This window comes from Alkaliphilus peptidifermentans DSM 18978 (assembly GCF_900101495.1).
Lineage (GTDB): Bacteria > Bacillota > Clostridia > Peptostreptococcales > Natronincolaceae > Alkaliphilus_C > Alkaliphilus_C peptidifermentans.
The window spans coordinates 20,658-35,501 of the sequence record NZ_FMUS01000012.1 but is presented as its reverse complement, the minus strand read 5'-3'; the positions used below and the strand labels follow the sequence as shown (position 1 = coordinate 35,501).

Below are 14,844 nucleotides of genomic sequence, written 5' to 3'. Positions count from 1 at the left end.
ATGACAATGCCAAAGGATAGTAAAATAAGTAAAGTACTTGTCATTGGTTCGGGACCTATAGTAATTGGTCAGGCAGCAGAGTTCGATTATTCAGGAACTCAGGCATGTAAATCCATTAAAGAGGAAGGAATAGAAGTTGTCCTTGTAAATAGTAATCCTGCCACCATAATGACAGATGAAAACATCGCAGATAGAGTGTATATCGAACCACTGAATGCTAAGGCATTAGAAAAGATTATTCAGATTGAAAAACCCGATGGAATACTACCTACCCTTGGTGGCCAGACGGGGCTTAATCTTGCAGTGGAGCTATATGAAAAGGGAATATTAGATAAGTATAATGTTAAGCTTTTAGGCACATCGGTTGATACAATTAAAAAGGCAGAAGATAGGCTATTATTTAAGCAAACTATGGAGGAAATCCATCAGCCAATTCCTGCCAGTACTATTGTAGAAACTTTAGAGGAGGCTCAATCCTTTGCAAAATCTGTAGGGTTCCCATTGATAATAAGACCAGCATACACCCTCGGGGGTACAGGGGGAGGAATTGCTAATAATGAAGATGAATTTATGGATATAACAGCTAGAGGCCTACGACTTAGTCGAATTGGTCAGGTTTTGATAGAACAAAGTGTTGCCAACTGGAAGGAAATAGAATATGAAGTCATGAGGGATAAAAATGATAATTGCATTATTATTTGCAACATGGAAAATTTCGACCCTGTAGGGGTTCATACCGGTGATAGCATCGTTGTAGCTCCTTCTCAAACCCTTAGAGATACAGAATATCAGATGCTACGTAGTGCATCTATTGATATTATTAGAGAACTAAAGGTTGAGGGTGGTTGTAATATACAATTTGCTTTAAGTCCAAACAGCTTAGATTATGTGGTGATTGAAGTGAATCCTAGAGTTAGTCGTTCCAGTGCTTTAGCCTCAAAGGCAACAGGATATGCTATAGCAAAAATTGCAGCAAAAATTGCAATAGGGCTAGCTCTTGACGAAATTAAAAATCCTGTAACTGGAAAAACTACAGCTTGCTTTGAACCCGCTTTGGACTATGTAGTGGTGAAAATACCCCAGTGGCCCTTTGACAAGTTTAATACTGGTGATAGAAAGCTGGGTACCCAAATGAAGGCAACTGGAGAGGTTATGGCAATTGAAAGAAATTTTGAGGCAGCTTTACTAAAAGCAATTAGAAGTTTGGAGGGCAAGCAAAGGGACATATTATCAAATCCACTAACTAGGTTAAATGATGAAGAAGTTATGGAGAAGCTTAGCTTCCCCAATGATCAGAGGATTTTTGCCATATTTGAAGCCCTACGTAGAGGGAATACTCCTAAAGAACTTCATAAAATAACCTCAATCGACCTCTGGTTTTTGTCGAAAATCTATAACATTGTACTAAAAGAGCAGGAGATTTTGTCTCGTAAATTAAATCAAGAAACCTTAAAAGAATATAAAAAATTAGGATTTTCTGATGGTCACATTGGAAAGCTGATTGGAAAAAGTAACGAGGAAATTAGATCTTTGCGACAGAGTATGAATATCAATCCAGTGTATAAGCTAGTTGATACATGTGCCGGTGAGTTTGAGTCAACAACTCCATATTTCTATTCCAGTTATGAAACAGATAACGAAGTGGACCTATCTCCTAAGAGGAAGGTGATAATATTAGGCTCAGGACCCATCCGGATTGGTCAAGGTATTGAGTTTGATTATTGCTGTGTTCATGGGGCATGGGCTTTAAAAAAATTAGGGATAGAAACACTTATAATTAATAATAATCCAGAAACTGTAAGTACAGACTTCGATACTTCCGATAAGCTTTATTTTGAACCTTTAACTTCAGAAGATGTATTAAATATAGCTGAAATGGAGGATGTAGAGGGTGTAATTGTTCAGTACGGAGGACAGACAGCAATTAATCTAACAGGAGCCCTCCATAGAGCAGGCATAAAAATATTAGGAACTTCTCCAGATTCAATTGATATTGCAGAGGACAGAAAAAGATTCTCAAATTTGCTTTCGGAATTGGATATACCACAAACTAAAGGAGTGGGTGCAGTTAATATGTTGGAAGTGAATGAAGCTGCAGATACTTTAGGATTCCCGTTGGTGGTTAGGCCCTCCTATGTAATTGGAGGTCAATCAATGGAAATTGTTTGGAGTAAAGATGAACTAATACACTATGCAAAGGAATTATGGGAAGAGAACAATGAATATCCTATCCTCATAGATCAATATGTTCAGGGCAAGGAAGTGGAGATTGATGGTATTAGTGATGGTGAAGATGTATTTATACCTGCGGTAATGGAACATATTGAACGGGCGGGGGTACATTCGGGCGACAGTATGAGTGTATATCCAGTACAAAATGTTAATGAGAAGGTTATGAAGGATATTATAGACTATACTTTAAAAATATCAAAGGCTTTAAAGGTTAAAGGTTTAATAAATATACAGTATGTGGTCAAAGATAATGCTGTAATGGTGCTAGAAGCAAATCCTAGAGCATCTCGTACAGTACCAATAGTTTCTAAGGTTACGAAGGTGCCAATGATTTCGCTGGCAACCGCCATTATGACTGGAAGAACTTTGAAGGAATTAGGATACTCAACAGGAGTAGCCCAACCTCCAGCATATGTAATAGTAAAAGCTCCAGTGTTTTGTTTGGAGAAACTGACAGATGTAGATATTTCTCTTAGTCCTGAAATGAAGTCTACTGGAGAAGTTATGGGAGTTGGAGATACCTATGAAGAAGCTATGCTAAAGGCATTTGAAGGAGTCGGGTTGAATATTCCTAAAAAAGGAGAGGTGTTCTTTTCCATTGCATCTCGAGATAAACAGGAATCTATAGGCATTGCTGAAAAAATAATTCAACTAGGATTCGAAATAATTGCAACAAAAGAAACCGGCATATTTATGGAGGAGCAGGGAATTACAGTTAAAAGAACAATCAACTCTATAGATGAAGCTTTAGAGTCTATGAGATCAAAGGAAATAGTTATGATGATTAATACTCCTACTAAAGGTAAAACCGTTGAAAGATTTGGGTTTCAGCTTAGAAGGAGCTCTATCGATTATCAAATACCTTGCTTCACTTCACTAGATACAGCGGTCAAATTTATTGAAACAATTAGCTTTTCAAAGAAATATAAGTATCAAGTCAAGAGAATTTACTAAAAGAATAGATTGTTTATTTATCTACCCCTTAGATATTCGGTTTATAAAAATCTAAGGGGTTAAACAATTTTAATGTAGTTAAACCTTGTTTTCAAACATTTGATTTGCGTTGTTGGAGTAAATATATTTCCCAGGAAAGGAGATATTCTATCTTATTAAATAACAAAATATTAAATATTATTTAAAACAAATATTAGATTTTAAAAAAGGATTAAATAATTTTATATAGAATACTTTGTTATACGAAAATCTTGCCATTAAGGAGGCATCATAGTTGAGAAATAATAATAGATTTTTATGCTTTTTATTGATAATTTTAATTTTCTCCACAGTAATAACGGTTTTTGCTGAAGAGGAAGCACTTCGTTTCAATGATGTTTCTAACAATCATTGGGCATATGAGGATGTACATGAGCTTAGGCGATTAGATATAACTGAAGGCATTGGAAATAATGAATTTGGTATAGGGAAACCAATAAAAAGAAATGAATTTGTAACCTTCCTTATTAAGTTAATGGGCTTAGAAACCCATGTGCCTGAGGAGGGTAGCTTTGATGATAACATGAATATTAATGCATGGTACTTTGGGCCAATTGAAACAGCCCTACAGCATAGCATTATACATAATGACGATGCTAACTTCAGACCAGAAGATCCAATAACTAGAGAAGAAATGGCTATTATGATTGTTCGAGCACTAGGGTATGATAGCCTAGCAAAACAACTAAATGCTTACGAAAGACCATTTTTAGATGTAGATGATAATCATGGTTATATAGCTATTGCTAAGGAATTAGGGATAGTTGGTGGTGTCGGTAACAATTTATTTGATCCAAAGGCAACAGCGTTACGGGAGCATGCTGCCGCCATGATGATGCGTATGTATAGAAAGCTAAATCAACCAATAACTGAACTGCACGGATTTTACGCCATACAGTCCTATTCACAAAGGTATATGATTGAAGATCTAAACTCAGTCAGCTTTGGTTGGAGTAGATTTGAATATGATGATGTAGCTAATAATATTATTTTAAATACAACAAGAAAGAATAATAATGTCTTTGCATTTCCTGAAGGTTATGAAGAATTAGTAAATTATTCAAAGGAAAAGGAAACTTCTACACAGCTGATGATTTTTGCAGATAATAGTACTATTATTGTAGAGGATGCTAAAATAGGATTTATTGAATATATGCTAAAGGATGCAGAAACCCGTAGTCAGGCTATAGAAATGATTTTAGAAGTTATTCAGCCTATTGAATATCTAGGAAATAGCATATACTTCGATGGCATTGTGATTGATTTTGAAGAGATGAGGCGAGAAGAATTAAGTCAAAGCTTCAATTTGTTTTTACAGGAATTAAGAAAAGAGCTTAACCAGTATAACCAAAAGCTATACGTTGCTTTGCATCCTAAAAGAAAGCCTGGAGAACCATACTTTGACGGTTATGATTATCGGACCATAGGAAAAATAGCCGATAAAATAATTCTAATGGCACATGATTATAACGCTACAAAGCTAACCTATGAAGAAATGGATAGGGGATATACGACAACACCCCTAACACCTATCCTTGATATATACTATGCTTTGAAGGAAATTACAGATAAAGAAACAGGTGTAGAGGACATAAATAAAATATATATACAATTATCATTTGATTCGGTACAATGGAAATTGAAGGATGGAAAGGTTATTAATGAGTATGCATATAGACCCACCTATGAAATGATACAGAAAAGGCTCTTAGATGATGTTAATATCAAGTATTCCTATACACTTGAAAGCCCATATGTAGAATTTTTTAATGATGTAGATGAAACTACTAATATTGTTTGGTATGAAGACTCAAGAAGCATAACTGCAAAAATTAAAATTGCAAAGCTTTTCGGTATTCAAGGATTATCCTTTTGGAGACTTGGAAATATTCCTGATTACTCTGAACCTGAGGATAAAAACATATATTTGGACGTATGGAATACAGTACTAGAGAGAATAAAATAACAGGAGTATATATGAATAATTGAGATTGCTAACGATAGATAAAATAGATTCAACACACGTGGAAATCCAGCCTACACAACGTATTTAATACGTAAGGGTGCTGGATTTTAAGCAATGATATGAAAACAGTACCTTAGTACCCGGTGTTAAATAATAGGGGGATAGAATTTAATGCAATGGAATCTTCTTCAAAATAAAGATGAAAGTATATATAGAAAAATGATAACCTTTTTTCTTATTGTACCCTTTGCCATGATACTAAGCATGAAAAACTACAATATGTATTATTTTGTTATCGAGCTTCTTTCCATAGTAATTTGTTTGATGATTTTCTTAACAGTTATTAATTCGTATAGTAAATCAACAGAAGATCACGTTGCTTTTTTAGGAATTACCACTGCTTCTATAATAGGATTTCAGATATTAAATATAATTACCCATGAAGGACTAAATATTTTTACAAGTGAAATTCAAATCCACTCTAGTTATTTACTTATAATAAAAAGAGCTTTATATGCTATCGGTCTTTTGTCAATGCTGGCAATATTAAATAATAAACGAAGATATCATTTCATTACAGTTATCTATAGTATTGCTTTTTTTCTGTTTGCTACCCTAATATTTGACCCAAGGATAATCAATATAGTCATTGAAAATACTTATTTTATTGGTGGAACATCTTTGATAATTATAGCATTACTAGTAATCAGTATTATGTTATTATTCAAGTCAAAAAAGCTCCACAAAGAATATTTTTATACATATATTGGAATGGCCTTGTACGCTGCTATTTTTTCAGAAGTATTTTATTTATTGTCCAATAATGCATCAAATGGTTATGATATACTAGCTCACTTATTACAGCTTGCTTCAATATATTTAATCTATAATGCAGTTATTAATACTAGCTTTAACAAATCCTTCATAGAAACCAATAAGGAATTAATCGATAAATTAAGTCAGACAAACGATGAGTTGGAAAAAGAGGTGTTTATAAGAAAACAATCGGAAAATAATTTAAAAAATAGTAAAAATAAATACCAAAAATTAATAGCATTATTACCTGATGCAGTTTTTATTCATGATGCTAATAAATTTTTCTATACAAATCCCAAAGGAGCTGACCTATTAGGATTAAAAAACCCCGACGAAATTATTGATAAGAATATATATGATTTTATTGATGATGGTTTTCATCAAAGCTTTAAAGCTAATATAGAGGAGGTTTCAGTTAGCAATTCAATCACTTCTCGAGGTGAACAGAGATTAATTAGAACAGATAAACAATTTGTTGATATTGAGATAGCAGCTATGTCTGTATTTGAACTAGATGAAGGACTAATTTTGAGCGTTGTCAGGGATATTAGTGAACGGAAAAGGACTAAAAATTTGGAGAAGCAAATAGAAAATGCAATTGAACATGATAAAATAAAAACTGAATTTTTTGCAAATTTATCCCATGAAATGAAAACTCCGATAAATTTAATTTATAGCACAATACAATTATTAGAGTTAGATGATAACATGAGTACACCTAATAATAAATTAAATAAAAAGCTTAAAATATTAAAACAAAACTGTAATAGAATAACTAGATTAGTTGATAATCTTATTGATATAACAAAAATTGATGCTGATTATTTTCAACTGGAGCTGCATAACATTGATATTATAGCAATTATACGCAATATAACACTTTCGGTAGCAGAGCATGTAAAAAATAAGTCCATCAATATAAGATTTCAATCGGAGGTAGAACAAAGAATTATGACCATTGATCCTAATGCAATTGAAAGAATTATATTAAATCTATTATCCAACGCTGTTAAATTTACAGAACCTGGAGATGAAATATGCGTTTTTGTTAATGATAATGGTAAAAATCTTCAAATTGTAGTGAAGGACACTGGAATCGGGATTCCTAAGGATAAGCTAGATGTAATTTTTGATCGTTTTACTCAAATTGACAAATCCTTGACTAGAAATCATGAAGGAAGTGGTATTGGATTGTCTATTGTTAAGTCTTTGATTGAATTACATGAAGGAACCATAAGGGTTGATAGTGTATTAGATAAAGGAACTGAATTTATAGTTGAGCTGCCGATAAAATGCAGAACAGATAAAAGCATTATTATAGAAGAGTATAATTTTGATAGAAGTATTGATAAGGTAAAGGTGGAGTTTTCAGATATATATTCATTAGGAGCATAGCAATAAAAGCATAGTTGAATATGGTTAATGGGAGGGTTTAATGTGAAAACGTTCAAAATCGTTGTTTTAATAGCATTACTCCTCATTATTATGGGATGTAGAAATACAGCCCCTACAGATATATCTATTACTGAATTTTCCCATTCAGAGCAAAATTTCAAAATTATTTCTGCCTATGAAGGTCTATATTGTTATGTAGAAGAAGCTAAAAAACTATCGAACCCTAATCCTAAATCATTACAAAAACTCTATAGTGAAATTTTTATAAATAGAGTTTTTGACTTTGGTGTCCCAACTATAAAATATCATCATAATGTAATTTATAACATTGCAGAACTAGAAAAGCAGTTGCATGAATTAGAAAACTATAATGTGGAGGATATACTACAATCGACTTTGATTAAATCAGCAGAAATACTACCAGGACCGGATATAAATATTTTTGTAATGCCTCATAATAGATATATAACTAAGGCAAGTGGATATATTCATAATGGGGACATATATATTTATCCATCTACCAAATGGACAGAATCAGCAATTCAAGCAATAATAGCCCATGAGTATAATCACATAGTTGCAATGGAGAATAGGCATCCCCCAAATGATCTCTTGGGATTCTTAGTATTTGAGGGAAAAGCAGAAGCCTTTGCCAAATTATCGATTGGATATAAGATATCGGGAAGTATTTGTATAGAGCAAGAGAAGGAAATGTGGGAAATAATAGAAGATTATTTGTGTCAAAACACAACTACTATATGTGATAAACTATCCTCATTAGATGAAATGCTACCAAATTGTAGATACATTATAGGGTATAATATTGTAAATAGCTTTATTCAAAGACATCCTCATTTATCAATTGAAGAGTGGACCCATATGGATGAGCATGAAATATTTGTTGAGAGCGGTTATGTAGAGTATTTAAATAGGTAACATTGTTAATAATTAAATAACTAACTCAATAAAAAAAACACCTAAAGTGTTTTTTTTTATTGCTTCCATTTCAGAAAACGGTCTTCGATTCTAACAATGATTTGATACATAATAGCAGTAGCAGTAGCAAGTATTATCACACCAGCCATTACAATATCCAATCTAAAGACTTGCCCTCCATAAACAATCAAATAGCCTAATCCAGCCTTTGACACAAGGAATTCTCCTACAATTACCCCTACCCAAGTCATTCCAATGTTGATTTTCATTGTGTTAATCATGTTAGGAACGCTAGCAGGTAGTATAACCTTCTGTAATATTTGAAATTTTGTTGCTCCAAATGTTTGCAACATTTTAACCTTTTCCTGATCTACCTCTTTAAAACCACTATAGGTTGATAAAATGGTAACCACTAATGAAATTGCCAAGGCTGTAACAATAATACCCCTCATACCAGTTCCTGCCCAGATTATTATAATTGGACCTAAAGCAATTTTAGGAAGAGCATTTAATACTACTAAGTATGGATCAAATACCTTGGCGAAAAAATCTGACCACCAAAGCAAAATTGCAATAATAGTGCCTAAAATAGTACCTATGACGAAACCCATAATAGCCTCGAAAACAGAAATAGCAGTGTGCTTAAAAATTGATCCATCCTTTGCCAGATTAACAATCAATCGAAAAATTGATGAGGGCTTACTTATGAAAAAAGGATCTATCCATCTAAAACTGGCAGCTATTTCCCATAGTAGTAAAAACCCAACCAACAATCCAACTTGAGAGAGTCTTATCCTCAAACGTTGACGATATACAGAGTTTAAATAATTGATATGATTCTCAGAGAAATTGGAATTATTATCAATTTTTTTACTTAACATATACATCCAGCTCCTTCCAGATCTTATTGAAATAATATCTAAATTCTGGAGCTTCACGACATTTCAGGGGAGTAGCTATTCCATCAGCACATGTAAGTTGAATATCATAGATACTTTTAATGATGGCGGGACGATTTGAAAGAACAATTACTCTATCTGCCATTGATATAGCTTCTGCTATGTCATGGGTAACCATAATTGCTGTCTTTTTCTCCTGCTTAATTATATTTGTAATATCATCACTAACAACTAATCTACTTTGATAATCCAATGCAGAAAAAGGCTCATCCAATAATAATAAGTCGGGCTCTGTAGCAAGTGTTCTAATAAGAGCAACCCTTTGACGCATCCCACCAGAGAGTTGATATGGATAATGCATTTTAAAATCTCCTAATCCGTAAGTATCAAGAAGCTTTGATACCTTAGCAATACTTTCTTCATTTAATTTATCTTGAATTTCCAATCCAATTAATACATTAGCTAAAATATTTCTCCACTGGAACAAGTGGTCACTTTGGAACATGTAACCAACTTTTTTATTAGTTCCCTCAACCCTTTTACCATCTATAAATACTGTACCAGAAGTAGGCATAATTAATCCTGCAATAATTGATAAAATAGTAGATTTCCCACAACCACTGGGTCCTACTATCGCTACAATTTCACCCTTCTTCACATCAAAAGATAGTTTATCTATGGCTTTAGTCTCTCCTGAAAGAGTATGATAAATCATTGAAATTTCTTTAATATCAACGAATCTTTCCTCCTTCATAGGTGGCCTCCTTTCTTCATAAAAAACTTGGATATTAACTATATGGTATATACTATGGAAAGGTAAAGAAAAATGTGCATACTAACAAGCTCTATCGCTATCAGTTATGCTATTAAAGTAAATACTTCTACCTACCTGGAAAAAACACTTGACATCAAGGGACTACAAATGTAATATGGCAGTAGAGTACATTTGTAATACCATAATATATAATTTATGAAGGAGAAGGGACTAATGAATGAAAACATATCTAAAATATCAGATGCAGAATGGAAGGTAATGGAGGTTGTATGGAAAGAACACCCTGTTACTGCGGCAGAAATTATTGATGAACTGATAGTAAAAACAGATTGGAATAGAAAGACGATTCATACGTTAATTCGTAGACTTGTGCAAAAAAAAGTACTGGGGATTACAGAGGAAAATCCATATGTTTATTACCCATTAATTGAAGAAGAATTTTGTAAAAAAGAAGAGACAAAGTCATTTTTGGAAAAGGTATATAACGGATCGCTTCAATTATTAATGTCTAACTTTCTAAAAAATGAAAACCTATCAAAAGAGGAAATAAATCAGCTTAAAAAGATTCTGGATGAATGCCAGGATAGAGGTGACAAAAAGTGACCCTATTAAATGTATTTTATACAATTTTAAAAATGTCATTTTATGGATCAGTTGCTGCTATAGTAATTCTTATTGCAAAAAAAATATTTAAAAATAAAATCAATGCTAAATGGCATTATTTAATGTGGCTGATTTTGATAATTAGATTAATAATACCCTATTATCCTGAAAGCTCTATTAGTATTTATAATTTCTTTTCCAGTAATAATCATAAAACAGAAGAAATACAATCCCCTGTAATAAACAATATGAGTTTCAACTATATCAATTCTAATAATAGTCAATTTGAAGAGAAGCCCTCAGAGCAAAAAGACATAAGCACAGATTCTTCCTTGATAGACGATGAAAAACAAGATTTTGTAAATAAAAATGAATACACCTTCAATTTACAGCCAAATCAAAGCAGATATACTTTTTCTCAGTATACTTATGATTCTAATATAAGCAGATTTAAAGCACGTGATATTGCAGCAAAAATATGGCTATTGGGTGTATGTCTTGGGGCAGTATATATTCTTTGGCTGCAGGTATCCTATAGTATAAAAATAAAAAAACTGCCCCAATGCAAAGACAGAAGTATAATAGAAGTTTATGAAGGCTGTAAATCAAAAATGAAAGTCAAGAAAAAAATACCATTAGTAATGGACTCAAGGATTAAAACACCTTCATTAATGGGAATTATGCACCCTAAAATAATACTTTCACCAGATTATGTTCAGATATTGACAGAAGATGAATTAAAATTTGTTTTTATGCATGAGCTGGCCCATTACAAACGAAAGGATATAATAGTCCGATGGATTTTAATTATCCTTCAAATACTTCATTGGTTTAATCCACTGATATGGTTGGTCTTCAATATTATCCATCAGGACGCTGAAAAGGCCTGTGATGAACAGGTATTATCATATATTGAGCCTAACGAGTACATAAAATACGGAAATGCAATGCTAAAAATGCTTCATATATTTTCAGGAGATAACGGCATGTGCGGTGCTGTAGGAATGATAAATCGTAAAAAATTTATATTTGAAAGGGTGAAAAACATCGTGAACTTTAAAAAGAACTATCTTCTATGGTCTATACTTGGGATTGTCATATTTTCAAGTTTAGCTGTTTTTCTATTGACCAACGCAAAGCAAACACCGCAGGAGGTTATAAAAATTAAATATGAAGCTGAGGAAATTGGTAAAGATATTAAACTTGGAGGAATTAGTAAGATAAAGCCTTTATCAAATGAACAGCTACTTACATATGATATGGAAAAACGCCAATTTATGACTATTGATGATGAAGGAAATAAAAAGGATATTAATATTGAAGGCTTGCCCCAGGACTTTCCTGTACAGCTTTTCGCCATTGATGCTAATGATTACATATACTCATTTGTTTCAAATACAGAAGCAAAAATCTATGTTCATAATATAGAGGGCAGAAAAATAAGAGAATTTGATTTGGAGCTTAAGGATATAAACATATCAGAAGAGAATGGAATATTTCAGTGGGATATGAAGGCAGATTCAAAGGGAAACATATATTTATTAATACCACAAGCACAACAGGCAACCATTCAAGTAATTGATACGGAAGGTAAGCATATGAAAACCCTTAAATTAGATGGTTACGCTTTTATGGAACTTGATGAGGAAGATAATTTATATACCATAGTTTACAAAGATAAGGTTTATATTACAAAACAAAATCCTTTAAAGGATGAAATTTTTTGGGAATACCAAGATGATAAAAACCTTTCCTATATACATAATGCGGTTTATTCAAAACAGGATAAATCTATATATTTAGCAGAATTAAACAGTAGCAATATTTCAAAATTTGATCTGGAGAGTCAGGGTTTATACAAGATAATTAATATGGATTCTCTACTAAGTCAGAAGAATATATATGAATTCTTCCTTCGAGATTTTACTGTTAATAATGATGGCCATATCTACTTATATATTAACAATAGGAAGGATAGTATAAGCTCTTTATATAGAGTAAGTTCAAAAAAAATTCATATCGAAGACGGTATAAAGGAGCTAACAATTTCAGTAAGATATTTATCCTCCACATTGGAATATGCCATAAATAAATTTGAAAATGAACACCCTGATATTGTAATAAATATAGATAATCATAATGCTTTTTCATGGCTAACATCGGATATGACCTATGAAGAATCATTAAAGGCCTCTGAAGAAAGTGCTCGAAAAGCAAATGATTTTGTACAAAAAATAAATGCACAGATGTTAACTGGAAAGGGTCCGGATATTCTATTAATAGACAGTATTCCCTACAGGAGGTATGCAGACAAAAATTTACTACTAGACCTAAAGGCGCTTATGGAAGAGGATGACTCCTTTGATAAAAGTCATTATTATACAAACATATTTGATGCTTTAGAATATAAAGATAAACTGTATGTTATGCCATTAGGCTTCTCTTATCCGGCTTTATTAACAAACACAGGATTTTTAAAGGAGCAATCAGTAGAAGTCAATGATAAAGGCTGGTCATGGCAGGACTTTTTAGACATAGCCAATAAAGTAACAAAGGATTTAGATGGAGATGGTACAAATGACATCTATGGAATGCCCACCATCGTACCTGAAAACTTGTTTAAATATATATATGGTTCTTTAGATAAAAGCTTTGTTGACTATGAAACTGGAAAGGCTTATTTTGCATCAGAAGAATTTATTGATTTACTAAAAATGTGCAAAAACATGTCACAAGAGTCATTTGTGAATCCCGATACTTCGGAAGGTGATATTAATATGGGAGGAGTCGTTTTTCTTCCATCTTCTATAAATGATTTTTCCATATTTATCAATAATGGGCGAATGAATGCAGACGAAGTTAGTTTTTTTAGATATCCAACCTTAAACAGTACTACTCATAATTTTGCTTCAGGCGAAATGTATGGGATTAATAGCCAAACGGAACATAAAGAAGAAGCATGGGAGTTTATTAAATTTCTTATTTCAGAAGAGATTCAATGCTATCAAAAGAAATTTGATATACCGGTAAATAAAAAAGCAAGGGAAATCAAAATTCAAGATAGATTTGCAGATGTAGAGGATATGATTAATAAATATGGAATTCTTTATAGCTATCAGGTTACATCACCAGAGGAAATTAAAAATCAGTTGATTGATAATATGGAGAAATTGAATGGAATTTCGACTAAATTAAATCATACCAATATGAATGATATGCAGGTTGATCTCATTATAGATGAAGAAGTTAGAAGATTCTTTAATGGTCTGCAATCTCCTGAAGAAACGGCTGAAGCTATACAGAGAAAGGTGGAAATGTATTTTAAAGAATAAAAAAAGGGGCAGGCAACCAATGAAGATGAATTTAACCAGAAAATGGACATTATTTGTATTTTTGTTTCCAAGCTTATTAGGATTTCTATTGTTTTATATCATTCCCTTTTTTGAATGTGGAAGGTATTCCTTGATGGATCGTTCTATAGGAGGAAGCTTTGTAGGACTGGAAAATTACATAAACATATTATCCAATGAATTATTTCTTATGGCATTAGCCAATACGGCATGTTTTATCCTATTGGCTGTGCCCCTCACCATGTTTCTAGGATTGCTTCTTGCAATATTGTTAAATCAAAAAATACATGGCAGAAATATCTTCAGAGCTGTATTTATAGCTCCAATGGTTATTCCAACAGCATCAGTAGTGCTTATATGGGACATTCTCTTCCATAGTCAGGGGACATTAAATGCTTTGCTTATTTCACTGGGTTTTAATGTTGTAGATTGGTTAAATTCTGATAAAGCAAGAATAGTCATGGTTCTCCTTTACGCATGGAAGAATATCGGCTATTGTATGGTGATTTTTTTAGGAGGTCTTTTAAAAATACCTAAGGAATATTATGAAGCAGCAGAAATGGAGGGGGCTGGGTCTATAAGTAAACTTATTTACATTACACTGCCATATCTTGCTCCCGTATCTTTTTTTGTTATCGTTATATCCATAATAAATTCCTTTAAAATCTTTAGAGAAGTATATCTTCTGGCAGGCCCATATCCCCACGAAAGTATATATACAATGCAGCATTATATGAATAATGTATTTGTTTCACTGGATTATCAAAAATTGAGTGCAGCAGCTTATGTAGTAGCTGGAATCTTAGGGTTTTTAATATATGCTTTGCTGAGGTGGGAAAATCAGTACAGCAGCTTCAATATATAACAAGCTAAAAGGAG

The 14,844-nt window shown here is 32.6% G+C and carries 9 protein-coding genes; 7 read left to right on the top strand and 2 right to left on the bottom strand.

The annotated features are described in order from the left end of the window. The first annotated feature begins 6 nt into the window (after positions 1-6). The 4 genes from carB to BLP68_RS09970 all read left to right on the top strand — a co-directional run bounded on the left by carB (position 7) and on the right by BLP68_RS09970 (position 8,338). On the top strand, positions 7-3,186 hold the full coding sequence (gene carB, locus BLP68_RS09985) for a carbamoyl-phosphate synthase (glutamine-hydrolyzing) large subunit (RefSeq protein WP_091543051.1): 3,180 nt from the start codon (positions 7-9) through the stop codon (positions 3,184-3,186). Positions 3,187-3,460: 274 nt separating this feature from the next. After that, positions 3,461-5,191 (top strand): S-layer homology domain-containing protein, encoded by a 1,731-nt coding sequence (locus tag BLP68_RS09980; RefSeq protein WP_242876955.1) that lies wholly within the window; start codon positions 3,461-3,463, stop codon positions 5,189-5,191. A 171-nt stretch (positions 5,192-5,362) separates the two neighbouring features. Then, positions 5,363-7,402 carry a sensor histidine kinase gene (locus tag BLP68_RS09975; protein WP_091543049.1) on the top strand — a complete coding sequence of 680 codons (2,040 nt, stop codon included), beginning with the start codon at positions 5,363-5,365 and terminating at the stop codon, positions 7,400-7,402. 42 nt (positions 7,403-7,444) lie between these two features. Next, a complete protein-coding gene (locus BLP68_RS09970) occupies positions 7,445-8,338 on the top strand; it encodes a DUF2268 domain-containing putative Zn-dependent protease (RefSeq protein ID WP_176758961.1) in 894 nt (297 codons plus the stop codon). 56 nt (positions 8,339-8,394) lie between these two features. Here the strand turns inward: BLP68_RS09970 and BLP68_RS09965 are convergent, their stop codons facing one another. Together BLP68_RS09965 and BLP68_RS09960 are read right to left on the bottom strand one after the other, a co-directional pair. Beyond that, a complete protein-coding gene (locus BLP68_RS09965; RefSeq protein WP_091543045.1) occupies positions 8,395-9,219 on the bottom strand; it encodes an ABC transporter permease in 825 nt (274 codons plus the stop codon). Continuing rightward, entirely contained in the window at positions 9,209-9,991 is a 783-nt protein-coding gene (locus BLP68_RS09960; protein WP_091543043.1) for an ABC transporter ATP-binding protein, read from the bottom strand. The genes BLP68_RS09965 and BLP68_RS09960 overlap by 11 nt, the downstream gene beginning before the upstream one ends. Before the next feature lie 234 nt (positions 9,992-10,225). On the opposite strand from BLP68_RS09960, the gene BLP68_RS09955 reads away from it, so the two are divergent. From BLP68_RS09955 to BLP68_RS09945, 3 genes are read left to right on the top strand one after another with little or no spacing between them, the layout of a single operon-like run. Next, a complete protein-coding gene (locus tag BLP68_RS09955) occupies positions 10,226-10,615 on the top strand; it encodes a BlaI/MecI/CopY family transcriptional regulator (protein WP_207647909.1) in 390 nt (129 codons plus the stop codon). Continuing rightward, complete coding sequence (locus BLP68_RS09950) at positions 10,612-13,947, top strand: extracellular solute-binding protein (RefSeq protein WP_091543040.1); 3,336 nt, start codon at positions 10,612-10,614, stop codon at positions 13,945-13,947. The genes BLP68_RS09955 and BLP68_RS09950 overlap by 4 nt, the downstream gene beginning before the upstream one ends. 19 nt (positions 13,948-13,966) lie before the next feature. Further along, complete coding sequence (locus tag BLP68_RS09945; RefSeq protein WP_091543039.1) at positions 13,967-14,830, top strand: carbohydrate ABC transporter permease; 864 nt, start codon at positions 13,967-13,969, stop codon at positions 14,828-14,830. Positions 14,831-14,844: the final 14 nt, after the last annotated feature.

Excerpts from the sequence above, each read along its gene's own strand:
- carB (WP_091543051.1), top strand. The coding sequence starts at position 7 with ATGCCAAAGGATAGTAAAATAAGTAAAGTACTTGTCATTGGTTCGGGA.
- BLP68_RS09975 (WP_091543049.1), top strand. The coding sequence starts at position 5,363 with ATGCAATGGAATCTTCTTCAAAATAAAGATGAAAGTATATATAGAAAA.
- BLP68_RS09965 (WP_091543045.1), bottom strand. The coding sequence starts at position 9,219 with ATGTTAAGTAAAAAAATTGATAATAATTCCAATTTCTCTGAGAATCAT.
- BLP68_RS09960 (WP_091543043.1), bottom strand. The coding sequence starts at position 9,991 with ATGAAGGAGGAAAGATTCGTTGATATTAAAGAAATTTCAATGATTTAT.
- BLP68_RS09955 (WP_207647909.1), top strand. The coding sequence starts at position 10,226 with ATGAATGAAAACATATCTAAAATATCAGATGCAGAATGGAAGGTAATG.
- BLP68_RS09945 (WP_091543039.1), top strand. The coding sequence starts at position 13,967 with ATGAAGATGAATTTAACCAGAAAATGGACATTATTTGTATTTTTGTTT.